Source organism: Curtobacterium sp. VKM Ac-2922 (genome assembly GCF_022815645.1).
Classification (GTDB): domain Bacteria; phylum Actinomycetota; class Actinomycetes; order Actinomycetales; family Microbacteriaceae; genus Curtobacterium.
This window is the reverse complement of record NZ_JALGRO010000010.1, coordinates 88,293-109,405: the sequence shown is the minus strand read 5'-3', so window position 1 is coordinate 109,405 and position 21,113 is coordinate 88,293. Positions and strand designations below refer to the sequence as shown.

Annotated in this window: 22 protein-coding genes and 1 tRNA gene; 16 read left to right on the top strand and 7 right to left on the bottom strand. The window is 67.4% G+C overall.

Going from position 1 to position 21,113, the window contains the following annotated elements; all coding sequences use genetic code 11:
• Window positions 1-327 precede the first annotated feature (327 nt).
• The 8 genes from MT346_RS12990 to MT346_RS12955 all read left to right on the top strand — a co-directional run bounded on the left by MT346_RS12990 (window position 328) and on the right by MT346_RS12955 (window position 6,121).
• Complete coding sequence (locus tag MT346_RS12990) at window positions 328-948, top strand: hypothetical protein (protein WP_243563494.1); 621 nt, start codon at window positions 328-330, stop codon at window positions 946-948.
• Window positions 941-1,258 carry a hypothetical protein gene (locus MT346_RS12985; protein WP_243563493.1) on the top strand — a complete coding sequence of 106 codons (318 nt, stop codon included), beginning with the start codon at window positions 941-943 and terminating at the stop codon, window positions 1,256-1,258. Before MT346_RS12990 ends, MT346_RS12985 begins: the two co-directional genes overlap by 8 nt.
• Entirely contained in the window at window positions 1,224-2,279 is a 1,056-nt protein-coding gene (locus tag MT346_RS12980; protein ID WP_243563492.1) for a hypothetical protein, read from the top strand. Before MT346_RS12985 ends, MT346_RS12980 begins: the two co-directional genes overlap by 35 nt.
• The gene (locus MT346_RS12975; protein ID WP_243563491.1) at window positions 2,279-2,554 is read left to right on the top strand and encodes a hypothetical protein; all 276 of its coding nucleotides are present in this window, start codon (window positions 2,279-2,281) and stop codon (window positions 2,552-2,554) included. Before MT346_RS12980 ends, MT346_RS12975 begins: the two co-directional genes overlap by 1 nt.
• A gap of 40 nt (window positions 2,555-2,594) precedes the next feature.
• Window positions 2,595-3,458: an antitoxin VbhA family protein gene (locus tag MT346_RS12970; protein WP_243563490.1), complete on the top strand. Its 864-nt coding sequence runs from the start codon at window positions 2,595-2,597 to the stop codon at window positions 3,456-3,458.
• On the top strand, window positions 3,455-3,700 hold the full coding sequence (locus MT346_RS12965; protein WP_243563489.1) for a hypothetical protein: 246 nt from the start codon (window positions 3,455-3,457) through the stop codon (window positions 3,698-3,700). The genes MT346_RS12970 and MT346_RS12965 overlap by 4 nt, the downstream gene beginning before the upstream one ends.
• Window positions 3,700-4,728, top strand: a complete 1,029-nt coding sequence (locus MT346_RS12960) for a hypothetical protein (protein ID WP_243563488.1) — start codon at window positions 3,700-3,702, stop codon at window positions 4,726-4,728. Before MT346_RS12965 ends, MT346_RS12960 begins: the two co-directional genes overlap by 1 nt.
• 847 nt (window positions 4,729-5,575) lie before the next feature.
• On the top strand, window positions 5,576-6,121 hold the full coding sequence (locus tag MT346_RS12955; RefSeq protein WP_243563487.1) for a hypothetical protein: 546 nt from the start codon (window positions 5,576-5,578) through the stop codon (window positions 6,119-6,121).
• 527 nt (window positions 6,122-6,648) lie between these two features.
• On the opposite strand, the gene MT346_RS12950 is transcribed toward MT346_RS12955, so the two are convergent.
• Together MT346_RS12950 and MT346_RS12945 are read right to left on the bottom strand one after the other, a co-directional pair.
• Window positions 6,649-7,497 carry a hypothetical protein gene (locus MT346_RS12950; protein WP_243563486.1) on the bottom strand — a complete coding sequence of 283 codons (849 nt, stop codon included), beginning with the start codon at window positions 7,495-7,497 and terminating at the stop codon, window positions 6,649-6,651.
• Between the two features lie 18 nt (window positions 7,498-7,515).
• Complete coding sequence (locus MT346_RS12945; RefSeq protein ID WP_243563485.1) at window positions 7,516-8,520, bottom strand: hypothetical protein; 1,005 nt, start codon at window positions 8,518-8,520, stop codon at window positions 7,516-7,518.
• 130 nt (window positions 8,521-8,650) lie between these two features.
• Between MT346_RS12945 and MT346_RS12940 the strand changes: the two genes are divergently transcribed.
• From MT346_RS12940 to MT346_RS12930, 3 genes are all read left to right on the top strand, one after another.
• Window positions 8,651-9,508: a hypothetical protein gene (locus MT346_RS12940; RefSeq protein ID WP_243563484.1), complete on the top strand. Its 858-nt coding sequence runs from the start codon at window positions 8,651-8,653 to the stop codon at window positions 9,506-9,508.
• A 427-nt stretch (window positions 9,509-9,935) separates the two neighbouring features.
• Window positions 9,936-11,204 carry a hypothetical protein gene (locus tag MT346_RS12935; protein ID WP_243563483.1) on the top strand — a complete coding sequence of 423 codons (1,269 nt, stop codon included), beginning with the start codon at window positions 9,936-9,938 and terminating at the stop codon, window positions 11,202-11,204.
• Complete coding sequence (locus MT346_RS12930; RefSeq protein WP_243563482.1) at window positions 11,201-13,144, top strand: hypothetical protein; 1,944 nt, start codon at window positions 11,201-11,203, stop codon at window positions 13,142-13,144. The genes MT346_RS12935 and MT346_RS12930 overlap by 4 nt, the downstream gene beginning before the upstream one ends.
• Before the next feature lie 630 nt (window positions 13,145-13,774).
• Here the strand turns inward: MT346_RS12930 and MT346_RS12925 are convergent.
• A tRNA-Ser gene (locus MT346_RS12925) sits at window positions 13,775-13,864 on the bottom strand.
• 143 nt (window positions 13,865-14,007) lie between these two features.
• Between MT346_RS12925 and MT346_RS12920 the strand changes: the two genes are divergently transcribed.
• On the top strand, window positions 14,008-15,081 hold the full coding sequence (locus MT346_RS12920; protein WP_243563481.1) for an SGNH/GDSL hydrolase family protein: 1,074 nt from the start codon (window positions 14,008-14,010) through the stop codon (window positions 15,079-15,081).
• Between the two features lie 9 nt (window positions 15,082-15,090).
• Complete coding sequence (gene radA / locus MT346_RS12915) at window positions 15,091-16,452, top strand: DNA repair protein RadA (protein WP_243563480.1); 1,362 nt, start codon at window positions 15,091-15,093, stop codon at window positions 16,450-16,452.
• A gap of 133 nt (window positions 16,453-16,585) precedes the next feature.
• Here the strand turns inward: radA and MT346_RS12910 are convergent, their stop codons facing one another.
• The gene (locus MT346_RS12910) at window positions 16,586-17,665 is read right to left on the bottom strand and encodes a VanZ family protein (RefSeq protein WP_243563479.1); all 1,080 of its coding nucleotides are present in this window, start codon (window positions 17,663-17,665) and stop codon (window positions 16,586-16,588) included.
• A gap of 90 nt (window positions 17,666-17,755) precedes the next feature.
• Entirely contained in the window at window positions 17,756-18,154 is a 399-nt protein-coding gene (locus MT346_RS12905) for an SseB family protein (RefSeq protein WP_243563478.1), read from the bottom strand.
• A 279-nt stretch (window positions 18,155-18,433) separates the two neighbouring features.
• On the opposite strand from MT346_RS12905, the gene MT346_RS12900 reads away from it, so the two are divergent.
• Together MT346_RS12900 and MT346_RS12895 are read left to right on the top strand one after the other, a co-directional pair.
• Window positions 18,434-18,640, top strand: a complete 207-nt coding sequence (locus tag MT346_RS12900; protein WP_056126521.1) for a cold-shock protein — start codon at window positions 18,434-18,436, stop codon at window positions 18,638-18,640.
• Window positions 18,641-18,756: 116 nt separating this feature from the next.
• A complete protein-coding gene (locus MT346_RS12895; protein ID WP_243563477.1) occupies window positions 18,757-19,203 on the top strand; it encodes a hypothetical protein in 447 nt (148 codons plus the stop codon).
• A gap of 18 nt (window positions 19,204-19,221) precedes the next feature.
• On the opposite strand, the gene MT346_RS12890 is transcribed toward MT346_RS12895, so the two are convergent.
• Window positions 19,222-19,911, bottom strand: a complete 690-nt coding sequence (locus MT346_RS12890; RefSeq protein ID WP_243563476.1) for a hypothetical protein — start codon at window positions 19,909-19,911, stop codon at window positions 19,222-19,224.
• A gap of 64 nt (window positions 19,912-19,975) precedes the next feature.
• A complete protein-coding gene (locus MT346_RS12885) occupies window positions 19,976-20,518 on the bottom strand; it encodes an amino-acid N-acetyltransferase (protein ID WP_243563475.1) in 543 nt (180 codons plus the stop codon).
• A 60-nt stretch (window positions 20,519-20,578) separates the two neighbouring features.
• On the opposite strand from MT346_RS12885, the gene MT346_RS12880 reads away from it, so the two are divergent.
• Window positions 20,579-21,031 (top strand): SRPBCC family protein, encoded by a 453-nt coding sequence (locus tag MT346_RS12880; protein ID WP_243563474.1) that lies wholly within the window; start codon window positions 20,579-20,581, stop codon window positions 21,029-21,031.
• Window positions 21,032-21,113 lie beyond the last annotated feature (82 nt).

Here is a 21,113-nt window from a genome sequence, read left to right as displayed (position 1 = left end):
AGGGGCATATATGTACCTGCTGGAGCTATATACCTACTACCTACACATAAGAGATAGAAAGATGTAAGTAAGCAAGGAAGACGCCCCCACACCCCGCCGATGGCCCGCCGTTGCACGGATCACGCGGACTTGACGCTGCGCATGACCCGATAAGGGAAATCGCCCGAATGCGCTCGTTTACCCCCTCCTGAAGCGTTTCGCTGACGATCAGAACGTGCGAACTCCGCCGTGCTCCACCCTGCCCTTGGCGACCTCCCTGCATAGGAGTAGCCGCGAGCAGCGAACCAGACCTAGACAGCCACACCGTCGTTCCTTACTATGACCACCATGGCTCTGGTTGAGGTGGAGCTCGGGAAGGGGTTCGGTATGAGCAGCGGCCATGAAGACCCAGTTCCGCATGGGCAGCACGTCGGATCGCCCCGACTGAAGCGCATCGCACTCTCAGACCTGCGTAACGAGAGTCCTCCAGGCCTCGCCGCGCTCTACACGGACGTCCGGGAGGGCCAATCCCTCATCCCCGGCATCAAGATGGGGTTGGGCGCGCTCACCGTCCAGCGCTGGGACCCCACTCGCGCTGCTGCCGGTTGGACGCTCTACGGCGCTGACCTGACCCTCGACATGGGCCACCCCTTCGGGTCGATGTTCTATCGCAATGATGACGATGGCCGTGTCCTCCGCATCGGCGTCAAGTGGCATCCGCCGGTGCAGCAGCTTGAGTTCCCGGCGTTGCACCCGTCGAAGCCGGAACTGACTTCCGACTGCACTGATGACGAGGTCGCGGCGGTAGTCCTCGACGCGCGGAGCCGGATAGGGACGCTTGTCGCGGTCAACGCGCAGATCGGTTCGTTCGTCGCCAGCGAGGAGTCCGAGAACGCGATCCTGGACGCTTCGGGGCTCGGGCTGGAGCGGCTGTCGGAGGATGACCCGCGGTTGACCGGCGATGTCTGATCGTTATGGTCCGCCGCGATTCGAGCCGGTGCCGTTGCGGCTGCTGTCGTTGTCGGCGCAGTTCGACGCCGGGATCTGGCCGACGTTGGCCGGAATGACGTTCACGAACTCCACCGGGCCGAAGATCCTGCAGCGGACCGTCAACGTCCGCACCAGCGAAGACGGGTGGGTGTTCACGCTCCTGAACGGAACACCATTGTCGGATCCTGCGGACCCGCTGCGTGAGGCAGCGACTCAAGTGATGGACGCACTGTCGAAGCTTCGTGCGGTGGGGCGTGGTCCTGAAGCGGCTGGTGCGGCTGATGTCTGACCGGCAGTGGGTGCGGACCATCCGGCATGAGCAGTCGATGCTGTCGCTGCCGTTCGGGCTTGGCTACACGATCGACATCACCGAGACCCTCACCGCCCTCGCTGCGGCCGGGCTGACCGCACGCGTGGAGACGTTCGACCGGCTCCGATTCGACGACGGCCGCACGGCGCTTCTCGCCACCCCGGACCCGACCACCACCGTCACCGACGGCGACGGCGGCGAGGGCCGGGTGGATGATGTGATCCTCCAGCCCGGCGGGTCCGAGGGCGGGGTGCTGTCACTGGTGCGCCGATACCCCGACCTGGTGGTCGTGAACGGGAAACGCGGGCGGGTGTGGGCTGACGGGCGGCAGCTGTCCGGCACGTCGATGCAACGGGAAGCGACCCCAGGGTGGCGGACCGTGTTCGCGATCGCCCGCGCCATCGCCATCCACGGCGGGGGTTCTCAGTCAATCGCGGACCGCATCGGCATTCCACTTGATGTTGTGCGTGCCGCGATGCCTGCTCTCGGGACACACGTGTTCTTCACGCCGATCGGGTGGGAAGCAGCCGATCGCGCCGCCCTGTGCGATTGGGCGCTGGCGGCCTACCCCGGTGTCGGTGGAATCCGGACCTGCTGGCGCCGCGACACCACCATCGACGAGCAGGCGGACCAGCTGATTGCGTTGGGTGGGGTGATGTCGGACCGGTGGGCGGCGCAGCAGTCCGGCGTACTCGTCCCGCCAGACCGATTGACCGCGTTCTTCGCCGAGCATCCCGACATGCAGGCGCTCGGCTACGAGCCCGCCACTACGAATGAGGCGACAGTGTCGGTCGTCATCCCGCAGGACACCACCGTCCTGACCGGCGCTGAGGGGTGCTGCGCGGACGACTTCATCACCGCGCACGTTCTCTACGAAGACAGCTGGGTGGCCGCGAACACGGATGCGGTGAACGGGCTGCGGCAGCTGCTGCACTTCAAGTCGGACCTTGCCCATGACCTTCGCTGGCACCCCGGCAGCGGTGAGGGCAGGGAGGGCTGATGCTGCAACTGCTGTCACTGACGTTGGCGTACGACGACACCCGATTCTTCGGCTCCGTCATGTTCACCGACCCCACCCACCCGGACGACAATCCCGCCGCGGTCCTGATGGACCACACGGATGAACCGCCCTGGTTCCGGCTCACCAACGTGGACCCGGACGGGCAGGATCGTTCGGTCCCGGCGATGGTCGAGGCGGAACGCATCATGCGGTTCCTCCTCCGCTACACGCCCGAACGCATCGGCCGCACTCCCGCCGACTTCCCCCAGCCCTGATCCGCTCTGCTCACGCCCGTCCCTTTGGAGGTAGTTGCTGATGATGCATCTGGTGTCCCTGCATCTCTCGAACGACCGGATCCTCTCGGGGCATGTCCTCCTCGAGGACACCGAGAACCCGGACGCACACCTGGCGCAGATCCTTGTCCGCGCCGTGGATGTCGAGCCGGGGTATGAGCTCTACGACAGGACCAACACGGTCCTGTCGGACCTGACGGTGCCGGCGGTGCGGGAAGCGAACCGTATCGTGCAGACCCTCCTCATCCCCGCCTCCGAGGTCGCACGAAGGGAGAAAGCCGTCCGGGCGGTGATCCACTCCGGCTACTTGGAAGGGTTCCCGGACGATGTGCCGTGGCAGTCGCAGCTGTGGATGTACGCCCGCGGTGAAGTCACCCGCGAACAACTCTCCGCGTACGCCGATGAAGGCCGCCAGATCCCCCGCCAACCCGACCATTCCGCTGTCGGTCCGGCGGACGTTCCCGAGGACTGGTGGCAGACCACGCAGGCCCGGATCCGCCGGAACCTGCTCAACACCACCCTCACCGAGGCGGAAGTCGCCGCGGCCCTGCAGATCAGCATTGAGGAGGTCGGTGAGTTGTTCGAATCGAATCGGCTGACGAGCTTCGACCTCGATGGCGAAGAACGCATCCCGGACTGGCAACTCGTGAAGCCCGCCCTCCCCGAGTTCGGCGACCCGTCATCGCAGCTGCCAGGCCTTGACGTCCTCTACGCGGCAGCCCCGCAGCCGCTCCTCGACGCTGCCGCGATGACGGAGTTCATGACCACACCCTTGGACTTCCTCGCCGTCGACGACCGGATCCTGACGCCGTTGGACTGGATGCAGGAAGGCCGACCGTTGACGACGATCATCGCCCTGTTCCGCGGACGACGGTGGCGACCATGACCAGCCAGCCGGACCTGTTCCTCCTCAACGTCGCCTACGACGCCACCGGAGTGCACGGGCACGTGTTCTTCCGCGACCCGCCTAGCAGCGAGCTGCGGCAGGTCATCATCCGCAGCACCGACACCGGCAACATCTGCGAACCAGTACACGGGGACACCCGCGACGGGTGGGAACCGTTCCTCGAAGAAACCCGCTGGCTGATCGCCATCACCCGGCCCGACACCCCGGGAGAACAAAGCTGATGGGGCTGAGGCTCGAATGGGTCGCCGCCGCGTACGCCGGTCGGCCGCAGATCACGATGCCGTACGGGCTCGGCGACACCACCGACCTCACCGGCGCTCTCGCCGTCCTGAAGCTCGCTGGGCTCCCCGCGGTCGTGGAGTCGCACGACACGATCCGCCTCGCCGACGGCCGCCGCGCACGCTTCCCGTCACTGACGCAGCAACCGCGCGATGAGCCAGCAGTCGCTCCGGAGTTGCTGCTGCTGGCGCCGCGGACGGTGACGACGACGCAGGTAGCCCTCGCGGAACAAACCGAGACCGTCCTGCTCGTCGACGTGGACCGGCGGAGGGCTTGGGTCGACGGGAAACAGGTTCTCGGTGTGATCGAGCGGTGGAAGGACGCCGCACCCATCTACGTCACCTTCGCCGTCGCACGAATGCTCGCCGTCAACGGCGCCACGTTCGACCGGCTCGTTCGGGCCGGACTCACCGCGGGTCAGGTCGATGACGCTCTCGCACGCCTCGGCAAACGCGTCCACCGCACCGACATCGGATGGGAATCACGGAAGGTCGGCGGGCTCGTTGACTTCGCGATCGCCTGCTACCCCGGACCAGGCGGCGTCAGAACTCAGTGGACGTCCGACCTACCGCTTCCCGAGCAAGCGGAGCGACTCATCGGCGCCGGGTGCCGGATCTCCGGCCGCGCCATCTCCGACCGACCTGGCTACCCCATGATCGGCAAACGCGACCTGCCCTACCGGCTTGCCGCGTTCACGGAGCAGGAAGTCGACATGACGGTGCTCGGATTCGAACCCGACACGGTCGGCTACGCCGGCACCGAACTGATCCGCCCCGCCGACCCCACCATCTTCCTTACCGCAGCCGCCGCCGGATACCGGGACCGGACCGATGACTTCATTACCGCGAGCACGCTCCTCCGCGCTGACTTCCGCGACGACGACGACACCGCCGCTCTCGACGACGTCCGCAACCTGCTGCAGTTCGCCGCCGACACCGGCTACGACCTCCGCCACAATCTCCTCAACTGACCACCCATAACCCTCACCCTCGAACCCGCCGGCACACTCACGCTCCTGCCAGACCCCCGACCAGCCGAGTTCCTCGACGGCGGGGAGCTCTGGCACCGCGACAACAGCACGCACGCGCTCTGGGAACCCCTCGACACCCTCCAGGCAGCCGAGGACATCATCCGGTCTCGGTCCGCCCGGAACCCCTGGGCAGGAGTCGGCCGCTTCTCTCAGATCAGCGCGGACGGTGAAGCGGGCCAGGTGCACATGCTGGAAGTCCTCGGCTGGGACGACCGGGTCTACGTGTGCGGCGACGTCTCCCGCGTCGGCTTCCAATGGCGGTGGAGCAGCTGGCCTGCGCCAGTACCGTCATCGTGCACGCCGGCAGCCGTCGGGCCCGCCTGGTACCGAGCAGACGTGTTCGCGGAACAGCTCGTCACCGTGGATGACGCGATCGCCCAGCTTCGCCCAGCACTACACGCCATCGACAACATCGCAGACCATACGCCCGGCTTCCTCTGGCTCCCACGGGAACTCGATACAGCACCAAATGCGCACTTGCGCACACCGCTCACGTCGGACTAGTCGCCTCAAGCAGGTCCGGGATGCAGCCGCGGTCTGCCCCGCACTCGCCATCCACCTCGACGGTTAGCGCCCCGCCGGAAGGCTCGGGTGCGCCCCGCACACTCCGCGGTGTGCGCGCCGACACCATGACGGCGGCGCGCACCCGGTGAGCGGGAGATCCATCAGGCGCCTCCAGCCGTGTCAGCACGAAGGCCGACGCCGGCGCGGGTGCTGCGAAGTGCCGAGCCGCGGATACATGGGCCCCTGGTAGACGGTGAAGCCAAGGCACGATATGTTCCTACTTATGAACCTTCGGGCGGACCGCGTGCTTCGCTGGATTGCCGCATACCTTCAGCAACACGACGTTCCCCGGGTCGGCTGGCCGGCCTCCGTCGTCCCGCCACCGGGCGTGCACGTTGAGGCAGTTGAACGTGCAAGCGTCGTCACGATCGTCGTCACCGAAGGTCGCAGACACGCAGCTGCTCGACTTGATCTGGACACTCGCGAGGTGGCTGTCTCCACCACGGGCCGTGATGAGCAGACCCGATCGAAGCTGCGCCGAATCGCGCTGCACTTCGTCGCCGACCGGAACGCGTTCGACCGTCGCGCGGGTATTGAGACGCGGAGCGCTCCGCCGTCGTTTGACCCGGGCGACCCGGACACGTGGACGGAGATGCAACTGCTCGCCGACGTCACCGACAGCGACTGGTACCCGCCAGAGCCCGTCGACCGGGGCAGTGACGGCTGGGCTGCGTTCTACGCGACCGCGCACCGGTTCAACGACCGGTTCACCCAACCGGATGCCGCGGCCACAGTGCAGCATCCAGCCCCACCTCGAGGCGGGCGATAGTTTGCAGATCCGGCCACGCCTGCCCCGCGAGGACGCGCTGCAGAGTGACATGCCCGATACCGGCGTCGGCGGCGACGGCACGAAGACTCCGGCCAGCCATCGCGTCGCGAACATTCACGACGAACTGGCGGTCGATTTCACCGAACGGGTCCGGTGACGGTGTTTCCGGCCACGGCGCGCCCGCGAGTTCCACTGGCAGCGCACGTGACGGTCGACCCATACGGCAAGCGTAGAGGCGGCCGCCCCGAGCGATGACGACGCCTCGCGGAACGTACGGCCAGGAGCGGAAACGAAGTTGGGCCCCCTCGGAGATGAGGGGGCCCAATGCGTACGAACGAGCACTCACGGCGCACGGTCAAGGCATCAATGATGCATGTGGCGGAGGCGTCCGACCGGCTAGATCTACGATCCAGGGCTCGTGTTGTGGTCGGGTAGCGTCCCCACGCTTGTACCGCTTGCTTCGGGTCCGGATGATCGATCCGAACCGTCCTTCCGATGCGTAGGCACCGGATCGGGACCTACAGTACCTACCGCGTGCGGCGTTTGTCACGCCGATGAGGTGTCTTCTTCGGGGTGGCGCGGCTCTTTTTCTGGTGCTCCGCGCCGAGTTCGTCCCAGATCTGCACTGCGGAGGACGCTGACGACTGCCCACCCCGCACCACGGCGTTCGGGTACACATTCACGTAGGCGCCTCGCGGGAACGCCCAAACCTCGAGGTGCGTGCTCAATCGGCCCGAACTCCGCTCGCTCTGCACATCCCAGTGGTGGCCAGCACGCAGCTCCACACCTCGCGTATGCAGCACTTCGTTGCCGTGCAGCGCGGTGGGTCGCTTCCAGTCACGGTCCGCGTTGTCGATGAGGTGAGCAGCTCGCCCGTGCGCCCGCTCGAACGACGCGACCCCATCGGGAAGGTGCAGTGCGGGCCAGTCCTCGAGCGAGAACACATGCATCGGCAGCACCCGATGGTCACGCTCGTCGGAGAACCGGTCATCTCCTGGCCACAGCATCACCGCGTCGATGAGATCTTGCGCAGCGTCGACGTCATGGATTGACCGGTACACCGCCTTGTACCGGACAAAGCGTTCCAGCGGCACGGTGCGTCGATGCGTCAGCGGGCCGAACAGGTCGGATCGAACGCGCGCCTTCCCGGTGCCGAGCACCGCGACTGGGCCGCGGTGCAGGGCTTCGTAGATGGTATGCGCGTGCCGGGCACGGAGGAGGTGCATCGGCCGGTTGCTCTCTTCAGGGACGTCTGATGTCAGAGTCGCAGTTCGGATGGTCTGCACCGTGAACCCGGCACCCTCGAACGCGTGCTGCGCGGCCTTCGCTGAGTCGAACGTGTCCTGCGGCTCCTCGGCGGCGAGCACGATGAACATGCGCGGATCAACCATCAGTCACCGCGCCAGACGCAGTGCGACCGTCGGATCGATTTGCAACCTCGCGAGCTCAGCCTCGGAGGCAGTGTCGATGTAACGGTGAAGGTACGCGCGCAGCGGCGACTCAGGGTGAGATGCCCCGCGGTTCGGCGCCGCGGCGTGCACGGGGACCTCCGAGATGTTGTGCAGGTCGAAGAATCGGCGGACGTGCGCCGCGACCTGTTCCGCCTGGTACCTGTTCCACGCGGCACGGTGATGGTTCGGCAGTCCAATGGTGCGTCCGGCGCCGATTTCCGCCCAGTCGTGGGCAGGACCATCCCCGGCTTCCACGGTGTCGGCGAAGGCGGCGCGCCACTGCGCGATGTCACCGCGATGCAGCGTCGGAAACACGATCGTGCCGGCGTCCACGGGCGATGCGGGGCGAGCGCTCTGCGACTCCGGGTCCCAGACATACTGCTGGCCAGAGGCGTAGTCCAAGCTTGCGCGCCAGAGGTCTGATCGAATGCGTTGCTCGGTGCCGCTCGGAGTGGACGCTTCCTCCGCAGAGGTCGGGTCGATGAGCTCGACCATCGGGACACGGTCATCGCCAACGGGTCTGAGCAGCGCCGGGAACAACCGGACGAACGATCGGACATGCGGCACGCCGTAGTCGCTTTCGTGAAACTCTCTGCCGATCGTGCCGATGAGCCGATTCTTGAGCACGGCGATCGTCATCGGCCGGAAGACGTCCTCGACACCTCGCGCCCGTTCAAACGCCTGCACGATCATCGGCTCAAGAGCTCGGAAGCTCTTTCGTGGCGTCACAGCGCCGAGCAGCTGCTGAACAGCCTCGGCCGGCAAGATCGCCGTCAACGGCACCGCCTCGCGCCCGTCGACGAGCAGGCGTTCAACCACTTCAAGTGGCGCTTGACCGAGCACGCGCGCGACTTGGTCAACGCGGGCGGGAACGGCCACTGCTTCCCGCAGAATCCGAGCGTCGTCGCCGTCGCCTCGCTCGCCACCACGTACCCGAATATCACTCATCCAGACACCGTACGGCACGGTTCCGCGCTTGACGACGAGTGAACACGGACCACCGCGCGCACGTCGCACAGTGATGGCCTGCACCGCCCAACCGCACCACCCGCACCACCCGGCGGTTATTGTTACGAACATGGTTGAGGGGTCAGGACAGCGTTCGTACCGACCGCAGCTACCGGCGAAGGACTGGCAGGCGATCTCCGCATATGTCTACGACGTCGTCGACCGTGCAGAACCCCTCGTGGTCTACTCCGCACGGGAGCTCTACCCTGCGGTCACACGGCTTACTCACTTCGCCCGGACGGAGTACGCACCACTCACCGATGACGCAGTGTTCGACCCGTACATGGTGAACCGCTTCATCATCCACCACCTCGCCGGCTACAACCGTGCCAGTCGGAACACCATCCGTGCCCGCCTCCGACGCGTCTCCGAAGCGCTTCTCGGCGACGGCGCCGTCGGAAAGTTCAGGGCACTCGGAAAAGCAGACGCGGTCCGGCCATATACGGAGGCCGAGCAAGCCGCTCTCGAAGGGTGGTCACGGGCGCAGACCTCTGCGGAACGGCGGACGTCCGCAGCGGCGCTGCTCTCGCTCGGGTTCGGCGCCGGTCTCACCGGGGCGGAGATCATCCGGTTGCGACTCGAGAACGTCGCGACGACCGACACAACGTGCGTGGTGCGCATCATCGGCGAAGGCGCACGGGACGTTCCGGTGCTGCACGAGTGGAGCGCAGGACTCCGCAGCAGATACGTGCACCTGAACGGGCAGGGGTGGGCATTCCGTGCCGAACAACGCGGCAGCAACGTCAACCTCATCACCGACTTCGTCTCCCGCACTGCACCGCCGATGGAGATCCAAACCCGGCGGATGCGGGCAACCTGGCTCGTCGGACGCCTTGAAGCGGGCACACCGCTGAAGACGCTGCTGCGCGTCGCCGGACTGCAGTCCGCGGAAGCGCTCGACCGGATACTGCCGTTCGTCTCCGAGTAGCGGAGGATCACGGGTGGCAGTAGTCCGTGGACGCGCTGCCCCATCGCTTCATCGTCGATGCCCGTACATCGCCGACCGATGACGCAGCGCGCGTCTGGGTGACTCTCAACGTGATGCGGGACGCCCTGCGGAGAAGCCGACACGCCCGGGCTGCATCGACGCGGATCACCAATTCCGCAGCGCCCTGGCGCAGCCCGGGCAACACCGAGAAGTGATCCCTGATCGGGGCATTCGTTCCTGCCGCCTGGCGGACTCGGCCACTGATCGAGGAGCGATCTCACACCTGGAATCTCAGCTGCTGAGGTCACCCGCGCATAGCCCCGGCATGACCGAGACCCAACACCAGACCCCTTCCACTTCGCCCGCTCCTGTAGCACACTCTGTTCCTAACACGGAACACGACACACGGGAACTGTGGGAGGCGCTCATGCAATACCGCCCGTTCAACGTCACTCCCGCCGACTGGGACCGAGTGCAGGACTTCGCCCGCCAAGCCGTCGTCGACTACGGGCCGCCGAACATCCCCGTAGGGACCCGGATGCTCTCCGTCGTTACTCACTACGTCATCTGGGCCACGAACAACGAGCACGTCCCACTCGACCGCGCCGAGCTCTTCCACCCCACCCTTCTCGGCCGGTACGTCCGGATGCGTGCACCGAAGAAGCAGTCGAGCCTGCACAAGACGCTGCACTCGCTGCTGTTCCGTGTTGCAAGCGCCGTCGCCGACGTCGACCACAACCGGAAGAAGCGCGGCCGCATCAGCCACGGCGTCATCCCCTACAACGCCCGCGAACTCGCGGAACTCGAAAGCTGGGCCGTCGCCCGGAAGAACGCCGTCCACCGCCGATACGCCAAGACGTTCCTCGCCCTCGCCGGCGGTGCCGGCCTGCAGTCCGTCGAATGCGCACACGTCCGCGGTCGCGACGTCGTCCGGTCCGACGCCGGCTACAGCGTCCACGTCACCGGCCGGTACCCGCGGACCGTCCCCATCCAGACGGAGTGGGCCAGCTACCTCGACGACGTGTTCGACGACTTCGACGCCGACCAGTTCGTGCTGTTCCCCGGGCAGGCCGACGATGCTCGGGTACGGACCCTCAAGTGGTTCTGCGTCGGCGCGCACCCCGCCCCGTTCGCGCAGCGGCTGCGTGACACGTGGGTGCTGAGCCAGCTGCCGGTACTGCCCCTCGGCGCGCTCATGCACGCCGCGGGAATGCCAGACGTGCAAACGCTGCGCCGCTACCTGCCCCGCATCACCGCCACCGACCTCGCCGGCTGGGACACGGAGCTGCGTGAGCCATCCGCGCACCTCCGACCCGCGGCGGCTGACGGAGCGTGGACCGCCGGCTACTGCCAGATGCGCGACGCCACCGAAACACCAAGCCGTCTGCTCACTCTCGAGGCCGCGGCGGAGGGTGCCCGGCGCGCGATGACCGCGTACGTCCGCGACCAGACTGCAGTGCCCGCTGGCAGCGCGCATGCGTCCACGTCCACGTCCACGTCCACAGTCGGGACGGTGTTCCCCACCGTGCACGACCTGGAACCGGACTGGATGCCGGTGCGCTCACGAAGTCAGGTTCCGTCGGACGCGCCGCGCTCCCCTCGAAAGCAGCGGTCGACGGCCGGCCCGGACGCTATGGCAGAGCTGAAGGCGCACCTGCAGGAACGTCGGACCAAGGACGGCGGTGACGCCCGATGAGCATGGAGGCACTCTCCTGGGACGACACCGTCGCCCTCACCCTCGAAGTACTCGCCAGTGCAGCGGAAGGCGGGCTCACCGGACGGGAAGTTGCCGCAGGCGCCGGCGCTATGACCCCCATCGATGCGGACCTCGCACAGACGTGGCTCAACCGCGTCCTGCAGTCGCGGGTCCTCCCAGCGTTGGTCGGCTGGCGGCGGTTCGACCGCGCAGCGTCCGGCAAACGTGCCGGCGGACCGCAGCCCGACATCTCCGACGCAGTCATCCTCACCGTCGCGCTCATCCTCGTGATGGAGGAATCAACCGTTCGCATCCGCGACATGGAACGGGCACTCGAGCACCGGCTGACACCAGAGGCACGGGAAGTACTCGGCATCGCCCACCTGTACGACAACCCGTTCAAGAACTGGTACTTCCTGGCGCATCGTGCCATCCACCGCGTCATCGCGACGTTCGACCCATACGTCGCCAACGACGGGTTCAAGCGGAACAAGTGGAAGGCAATGACGCTGGAGGAGCGGCAGCTGTGGGAAACGAACCTCGACGAGGAGTTCCTCGCACGGATGCGCGCCCGAGGTGAATGGTTCATGAACGCCCTCGTCGAGATGTCGATTCGGCAGCAGGCGCCAGAGTTCCGTCGCAAGAAGACGGCGTTCACCATCGACCAGAGCCAGGTCACCGCCGGCGTCCACCAGGCACGGTGGAAGCGCGACAAGGACGGCAGCGAGGTCCCGATGCGCAACAAGCTCGACACCACGACCGACAAAGCCGAACCACGCCGGGTGCTCGCACTCGAAGCAGACTGGGCGCCGAAGAAGAAGGGGGCGAAGAAGCGCAACGCCGACGATGAGAAGCGCGTCTCCCGCATCAAATGGGAGCTGTCCTACATGGCGAACATCATCATCGACGTCATCGAGGACCCCGACCTCGACAAGAAGCTACAAGCCCCACAGCTCATCCGCGCCATCAGCCTCGGCACCCCGAACAAGCGCATCGGCGACCACGCCATCGACCTGCTCGACTCACTCCAGGCCCGAGGATACGAACTCACCCGATTCTCCTTCGACCGCGGCTACTCGCAGCTCAAAGACGCCTTCCACGAGGAACTGGTCCGCCGGAACATCCCAGTCGTGAAGGACTACGTAGAGCGGCAGAAGGGCATCACCAACGGCGCAATCGGCGGCGCCATCATGGTCAACGGACGCTACGTCTGCCCCTCGACACCGTTCGACCTGCTCGACGTCACCGCACGGTGGGAAGCCGGCAAGCTCACCGACGCCGAGTACTGGAAGGAACTCGAACGCCTTGAGTACTACGAACTCAGCGTCCACGAGAAGAAGGCAGACGGCACGCTCCGGCTCAGCTGCCCAGCATCCGGTATCTCCCCGACCGCATCGTGCCCCCTCCGGAAACTGCACCCGAAGGCCATCCCGGACGACGAAGCAGACCGTGTCCGCATCCAAGCAGCCAACATCACCGACCGGCAGAAGGACTACAAGGTCTGCTGCCAGACAAGCGTCACCGTCAAGCCGACCGAGCATGTGCAGCAGCGGCAGATGCTCCGACACAACGGCCGCGAGTGGTTCAAGGTCTACCGCTCCGACCGAAGCAGCAGCGAATCGACCAACGACCTTCTGCAGCGTGACCACAAGCTCCACGTCACAACCAACCGGCCTATGCGCGGGCTCGCCGCCCAGCAGCTCGCCCTCGCCCTGCTCGCCGTGAAGTCGAACATGACCCGCATCATCAAGTTCGAGAATGCGCTCAGGGAGCAGCAGCTCCGCGAAGCAGCCGGACGAACGCCGGTGCGGAGGAAGCAAGACGGCGAATACCTGCAGCGGTCCCGCGACCGTCGCGGGGAGACGCGCTACCTGCGAAACCCACCGCCCCGGGAACTCGTTCCGTTCGTGGAACCGGAGGTGCCTGCGCCGCCGGTTTAGCGCAGCAGCGACACAGCGCCCACCCGCAGGCCCGCCTCCACACTTTGGACACGACCATGCGATTCGTGTCAGTCCTACAGGGACTCAAGCTCAGGAGGAAGAGCGTTTGAACCTCGAGTCCTTTAACGTGGCAAGCGCCATTCGGCTTGAGCGCCATTGGTCATCGGCACCCCGAATGGCGTCGAGGCGTCCGCGCGTCGCAGCAGCTTTCAGCGCCACGAGATTGAAGTCCTCATCGACGAGGCTCTGCAGCGGCACGTACTCCGCGGGGCCAGCGATGTTGTCGCGGGTTGCCCTAGGTAAGGAAACAAAACAAGTTCCGATCCGCATGCCTGAGCCGATCGAGATCACAAGATGTGGTCAACGGACTTGACGGTCCGTCGATCGGCATGGCTGCGCGCTACAAGAGTCCGCGGGCGACCAGGCTCCCTGAGTGCCCAGCTTGCCCAAACCTGGGCATCAGCTCAACGCCTTCCCGGCTCGGGCTCACGAAGCGGCAACAGGGTCACCGAACCGCGCAAGGCGCTGCCAGCCACCACGAAAAACGAGAGCCCCCCGGCCGAAACCGGGGGGCTCTCGTTCTTGGTCAGACTTGCAAACGCTGGAACCCCAGACTTGCAAATGACCCTGTGGCGGTACCGGTGGGATTTGAACCCACGGTGGAGTTGCCCCCACACATGTTTTCGAGACATGATCCTTCGGCCGCTCGGACACGGTACCGAGAGCGAGTTTACATGATCCGGGAGGCCCCTCGCGACACCGCAGGTCGGCTCGCCCTCCACAGGCGGTCTCCTGCAGGACGTCACCCACACCCCCAGGATCCGCTCTGATCCGACGAGTCCCACGGGCGTACCGTCCACGGCATGAAGTCCCGGACCCTCATCGCACTGCTCTCCTCGATCGGCGGCGGCCTGGTGGTCGCCGGTGGCGCGGCCTTCGGCGCCCGGGCCGGCGTCAAGGGACAGCGCGCCGCCTCACAACGCGTGGTCGAGATGCTCCCGACGCACGCGGAGTGGTGGCGCGAGCGACTGCACCACGAGGGACAGCTCACCTACCTGGCGATCGGCGACTCCGCGGCGCAGGGCGTCGGCGCGAGCGTGCCCTCGCGCGGGTACGTCGGGCTGCTCGCTCGGCGGATCCGGCACCGCTCGCGGATGACGCTCCGGGTCGTGAACCTGAGCGTCTCCGGCGCGACGACCTGGGGTGCCAAGAAGGACCAGCTGCCGAAGCTGCAGGGCTTCACTCCGGACATCTGCACGGTGTCGATCGGAGCGAACGACATCGCCGACTTCCACCCGGACAAGTTCGAGCGGAACCTCCGGGCGATCTACGGCGCCGTGCCGTCGCACGCCGTCGTCGCCGAGTTGCCGTGCATGTTCGCTCCCGACCGTGAGCGCAAGGTCGCCGTCGCGAACGAGATCGTCCACCGCGTCGCCGACGAACTCGGGCTGACCGTCGCCCCCCTGCACGCGATCACCAAGCGGGTCGGGATCCGCCGCACGTTCTTCAACTCGTACGGCGACCTGTTCCACCCGAACGACCGCGGGTACGAGGTCTGGGCGAGTGCATTCGAGCCGGCGATCGATGCCCGCGTGGACACCGTCGCCGCGATCCGGCACTACCTGTCGGCGCGCGAGGCAGAGGACCTGGGGCGCGAAGCCGGTGCCGTGGCCAACGCCCGTTCCGAGCAGGACGTCGCTGGTGCCGAGGAGATGGAGTACGCGCACCGCCCGAACCGGATCGACCGGCTGCGTGAGCGCATGACCGGAGGCATCCCGATCCCCGGTGCGCAGGACCGGAAGCAGAGCGAGCAGCAAAGCGAGCAACAGTCCGAGCACCAGCCCGAGCACCAGCCCGAGGGCCCGCATGACGAGCACTCCGACGACGACTCCGACGGGCCGCAGCAGCGGTCGGGTGATGTCGGCGGCGCGGCCTAACCTCGACTCATGGCCCGCCCCCAGTCCACGTTCCGCTGCTCCGAGTGCGGGTGGACCACGATCAAGTGGGTCGGCCGCTGCGGCGAGTGCCAGTCGTGGGGCACGGTCGAAGACACCTCCGCCGTCACGGCCAGCGCCCGCGGCACCACCGCGGTCGCGGTCACGGGCACCCGGATCGCCCAGCCCATCACGCAGGCCCGCGTCGGTGCGGTCCCCCGGTGGACCAGCGGAATCGGCGAGTTCGACCGCGTGCTCGGCGGCGGGATCGTCCCCGGAGCCGCCGTTCTGCTGAGCGGTGAACCCGGCGTCGGCAAGTCCACGCTGCTGCTCGAGGTCGCCTCGCGCGCGGCTGCGACGGGCAAGCGCGTGCTGTACGTCAGCGCGGAGGAGTCCGTCGACCAGGTCCGGCTGCGTGCCGAGCGCACGGGCGCCATGCACGACGAGCTGTTCCTGGCCAGCGAGGTCGATCTGGGCGTGATCCTCGGGCAGATCGACCAGGTGCAGCCCGACCTGCTGATCGCCGACTCGGTGCAGACGATCTCGTCGGCGACGATCGACGGCATAGCGGGCGGGACGTCCCAGGTGCGCGAGGTCGCTTCGACCCTGATCCGCGAAGCCAAGCAGCGCAATCTGCCCGTGCTGATCGTCGGGCACGTCACGAAGGACGGCTCGATCGCCGGCCCGCGGCTGCTCGAGCACCTGGTCGACGTGGTCTGCCACTTCGAGGGCGACCGGCAGACGGCGCTGCGGTTCGTCCGGGCGCTGAAGAACCGCTTCGGCCCCACGGACGAAGTCGGGTGCTTCGACATGGCCGGTGACGGCATCCACGAGGTGCCCGACCCCAGTGGGCTGTTCATGTCCCGCAACGGCACGCCGGTTTCCGGCACGTGCATCACGGTCGCGATGGAGGGCCGCCGGGCGCTGCCGGTCGAGGTGCAGGCCCTGGTCGTCCCGAGCTCGGCGCCACAGCCACGTCGCGTGGTGAACGGCGTCGACGCGTCACGCGTGGCGATGCTGCTGGCGGTGCTCGAACGTCGCGCGGGCATCAAGCTGTCCGACGCCGACGTGTACGTGTCGACCGTGGGCGGCATGAAGCTCACCGAGCCGGGTGCCGACCTGGCGATCGTGCTCGCCCTGGCCAGTGCCGCACGTGATCGCCCGTACCCGCACACGCTGGCGGCGATCGGCGAGATCAGCCTTGCCGGCGAGATCCGTCAGGCGACGGGAGCCAAGCAGCGCGCGAGCGAGGCGCGACGGCTCGGGTTCACGACCGTTCTCGGCGCGGACGCCGAACACCTCCGCGAAGCCCTGCGGGTCGCGTTCTCGATGACCAGGTCCGTGCGCGAACGCGAACTCGACGCCGCCTTCTGACGCGCCGGCATGGCGACCGCGGGCCGAGCCTCCAGCCCGACCCGCACCTGCGTGGCGGACGCGGGCCGAGCCTGCAGTTCGACGCGTACCGGCGTGGCGGACGTGGGCCGAGCCTCCAGTCTGACCCGCAGGGTCAGCGCACCGGCAGCCGGTCGTCCTCGACACCCAACCGTGCGACGGCCGACGGGAACCCACGACGGTCCTTCGTCACCAGCAGCCCGATCACCGCGGCAACTGCCAGCGCGGACGCGACCAGCCCCGAGAACGGCAACCCGCTCGTCGACAGCAGCGCCCACCCGCCGGAGCCGAGCGCCCAGCGCACCAGTCGCTGCCCCACACCGGGCGTCGGCACGGGCCGCAGGCGCACGACGGCCTCTCCGAGCGTGCGGCCGGTCGCGAGCACGACCACCACCTGCACCAGCGGTGCGACGAACCCGACCAGAGCCTGCGCGGTCAGGGTGGCGGGCGAGCGCAGGTCGACGCCGAACGCGTTGAGCGCGAGCGTCACCCCGACGACCAGCACACCGCTGGTCAGGGACAGCGCCAACACGTCGGCCAGGATCCCGAAGGCCCGACGCCAGAACGTGACCGGGCGAGCGGCATCAGGAGACGGCTGTCGTCGTGATGCCAGGAACACCCCGAGCAGTGGCGCCGCCAGGGTCCCGAGCAGTGCGCCCGTCGTGTTCGCGATGAGGTCGTCGACGTCGAACAGCCGGTATGCGCACGGGTACAGGAACCAGTCGCCCGTGAGCTGGGTGAACTCGATCGCGAGCGAGACGACGAACCCGGCCGCGCCGCCGACCACGAGCCCCCAGAACCAGCGACGTGGCGCCAGCGCGTTCCGGACCAGCGCGCCGAGCGGGAAGAACAGCAGGACGTTGAACACGACCTGCGCGGCAGCCGGGTTGCTGAGCAGGGATCGTGGACCGGACAGCCCGCCCTCGCGGGCGATGTCGTCCAGGAACGTGAACGGGTGCAGCTGCGGCATCGCCGACACCCGGCAGGCTGCGGCTGCGTCGGTGGGCAGCGGCAACAGCGTGTAGGTGACGAGCGCCAGCGCGTAGACCAGGGTGACGAAGGCCAGCACGCTGCGGCGGAACCCAAGTGCACCGTGCCGGCGGTACTGGATCGCGGCCCACGGCACGACCGCGGCAACGGCGAGGAACCCGCCCAGGACGAACGCGATGATCCCTGGCAGCACGGTGGTCCCCATGCGGCGACAGTACCGACAGGACCGGGATCGCGCCGACGGGATCGGGATCGCGGCGACGGGACCGGGATCGCGGCGACTGGTCCGGCGTCGTCAGGCGCGGAGTGCGTCCAACAGGTCGGCGGGCTCGGCCTGCATCGTGTGCGGGCCGGCGATGTCGAAGAAGACCCCCTCGAGCGAGTCGAGGTGCGCGGCGAGGAACTCCTCGAGCCGGGCGGCGTCGTAGACCATGACCTGCCGGACCTTCTCGCCCGGGACCATCGCCGTGTAGGTGTCCGCCGACGAGAACAGCAGCAGGATGCGCTTGTCCGAGCCCTCGCGGCCGAACACTCGCACCTGCATGTCCTTCTTGCCGGTGACCAGCCGCGGCACGATCACGATGTCGTTCCGCAGCGCGTACGCCACCGCCGCCACGTCCTGCTTCGCGAGCGCGTCCTCGAGCTGTTCGCTCCGGAACCGCTGTTCCTTGTCTGCCATCAGGGTCAAGTTCACCAGATTTCCCGAATCGGGGCGACCGCGTCTGGCCCTGGGCCCCAAGACCCGCTACGTTGGTACCACCGCTTCGGCGGCGTCCAACGTCCGGACGAGGTGGTTTCGCCCCTCAACCGGACTCATGGGTCAGTACATCCGGGTCTTCGACCCACCGTCTGATCCCGCACCCGTCCCGCCGGCACCTGCCCGCGTGGCGCATCATCCTCGTCGACATACGTCGAGGCTCCGTCTGCGTGTCATACCGCGATGGAAAGCAAGAACAGTTAAGGAAACGCCATCATGGCAACTGGAACCGTCAAGTGGTTTAACAACGAAAAGGGCTTCGGGTTCATCGCCCCGGACGACAACAGCGCGGACGTCTTCGCGCACTTCTCGGCGATCTCGGGCAGCGGCTACCGCGGTCTCGAAGAGAACCAGAAGGTGGAGTTCGAGATCACTGAGGGCCGCAAGGGCCCGCAGGCGGAGAACATCACCGTCATCGGCTGAACCCCAGGGGAACGCTGACCGTCATCCGGTCGGCTGACCCCGAACACGACCGCGGTCGGACTCGATCGAACCTTCGTCATGACGAAGTTCGATCGGCCGGCCGCGATTGTGTTTGTATGACCATTCGCAGCACCATCACCCGTGCGTCCGCCGCTGTCGTCCTGGGCGCAGCAGCCCTCGCTCTGACGGGTTGCACGCAGATCCACCAGCAGTTCGGCGATGCCTGGTACGTCACCTACGAAGTCAGTGTCGACTCGTCCGACGCCACCACGTTGCACGCCGTCTCGTACCTGGGTGCCGAGTCCCGTGGCGATGCCGCCACGACGCGCACGCTGTCGACGGCCATGACCAAGCCCGGCGCCGGCAGCTCCGACGGCAGCGCGTCATGGACGCACGAGACGATCGTGCTCGCCGAGTCACCAGCCTCGGTCGCGGCGACCCCCGCAAGCGGCCGGACCGCCACCTGCCGCATCCTGCTGGACGGCAAGCGCGTGATCTCCGAAGAGCAGGGGCAGCCCGGCCAGCCGGTGCGCTGCAAGGTCGACACCCCGAAGTTCAGCTGATCCCGCCCGGCCCCGGACTCAGTTCAGGATGAACTGCGCCGAGTCCGTCGAGGTGATGTTGCCGACCGACACGGACAGGTGGTAGCTCGCTCCCCCACCGGTCACCGACGGCCGTGACGAGTCGCACGTGCTGGTCGACGACCGGGTGCGGTCCCACGCGATGGCCGGCGTGGTCAGGGTCTGCCCGGCCTTGATCGTCACGTCCTGGTTCGTCCCGCCGGTCTGGCAGTCCTTCGACGACCAGTACTGCTCTTCGCCCGAGCTGATGGTCAGCACCTGCTGCGCCGACCCCAGGTCCAGGTGGCAGGACTTCGACCCGGTGTTCGCGATCGACATCGCGATCTTCGGGTCCTCGGTGGGGCCGTAGGCGCTCTTGTCGAGCACGGGCTTCAGCGTGATCTGTCCCTTCGCGCACGTGGACCCGTCGGCACCCCCGGCGTCGGCCGTGGCGGACGGTGCCGGCGTCGCATCGCCGGACGTCCCGGACGACGGCGCTGACGACGCGGATGCCGCCGGTGCCGCAGCAGCGGACGAGGTGCGCGCAGATGCAGAGGGCGACGGCGCTGCCGCAGGAGCACCGTTCCCGCGCCCGACGACGATGAGCACGATCACGATCACGACGACCGCGATGATCCCCAGCACGGTCAGGCGACGGCGCCAGTACACGCCCGGCTTCTGCGGGCCCACGGGGTGACGGAACGACGACATGCGCACAGGGTAGACACCGCGCGGCGCTGGGCGAGGGAACCCCGCCGACGGCGACGAGAAAGCGTCAGAGGATCTTCAGCATGCGGGTGTTGCCGAGCGTGTTCGGCTTGACCCGCGCCAGGTCGAGGAACTCCGCCACGCCTTCGTCGGACGAGCGCACGAGCTCGGCGTAGACGGACGGTTCGACGACCTGCTCGCCGATCTCCAGGTACCCGTGCTTGGCGAAGAACTCGACCTCGAACGTCAGGCAGAAGATCCGCGCGACGCCGAGTTCGCGGGCATCGTGCTCGAGCGCTTCGAGCATCCGGTGGCCGACCCGCTTGTGGATCCAGTCCGCGTCGAGCGCGAGCGTGCGGACCTCGGCGATGTCGTCCCAGAACACGGCCAGGGCGCCGCAGCCGATCGGCGTGCCGTCGGGCCCTTCGGCGATCCGGAACTGCTGGATCGAGCCGTACAGGGCGACGTTCTCCTTGCCGAGCAGGATCCGCCGGTCGACGTACGGCGCGATGAGCCGCTGGATGTGCGGCACGTCGGACGCCAGGGCGGGGCGCACCAGGATGCCGTGGTCGTCCCGTTCGTGGAACGCGTGCTTCCCGTGCTGAGTCATCGTCCCAACCCTAGCCCGACCCTGTGCCGCACCCAGCACTCGCCGCCTACCGTCGACGTCATGCCCCAGATCATCGAGACCATCGACGTCAACGTCCCCGTCAGCGCCGCCTACGGCCAGTGGACCCGCTTCGAGGAGTTCCCGCACTTCCTCGACGAGGTGCAACGGATCATCCAGGTCGACGACACCACCACCGACTGGACCGTGAAGGTCGCCGGTCAGGAGCGCGAGTTCCGCGCCGTCATCACCGAGCAGCACCCGGACGAGCGTGTCGCCTGGACGGTGAAGGACGGCGAGACCGACCACGCCGGCGTCGTCACGTTCCACAAGCTCGCCGACAACGAGACGCGCGTGACGGCGCAGATCGACTGGCAGCCCATCGGCTTCCTCGAGAAGCTCGGTTCGGCTGTCGGCGTCGGCAGCCACGCGGTCAAGAAGGACCTGCAGAACTACAAGGAGCGCGTCGAGTCCACGCCCGCCGACGCCGGCTGGCGCGGCGACGTGCAGGCCTGATCCACCGCACCACGAGACGGAACGGGAGGCCCGGGGCCAGCTGGCCCCGGGCCGCCCGGGTATCCGGGGTGCCGCGGTGTTC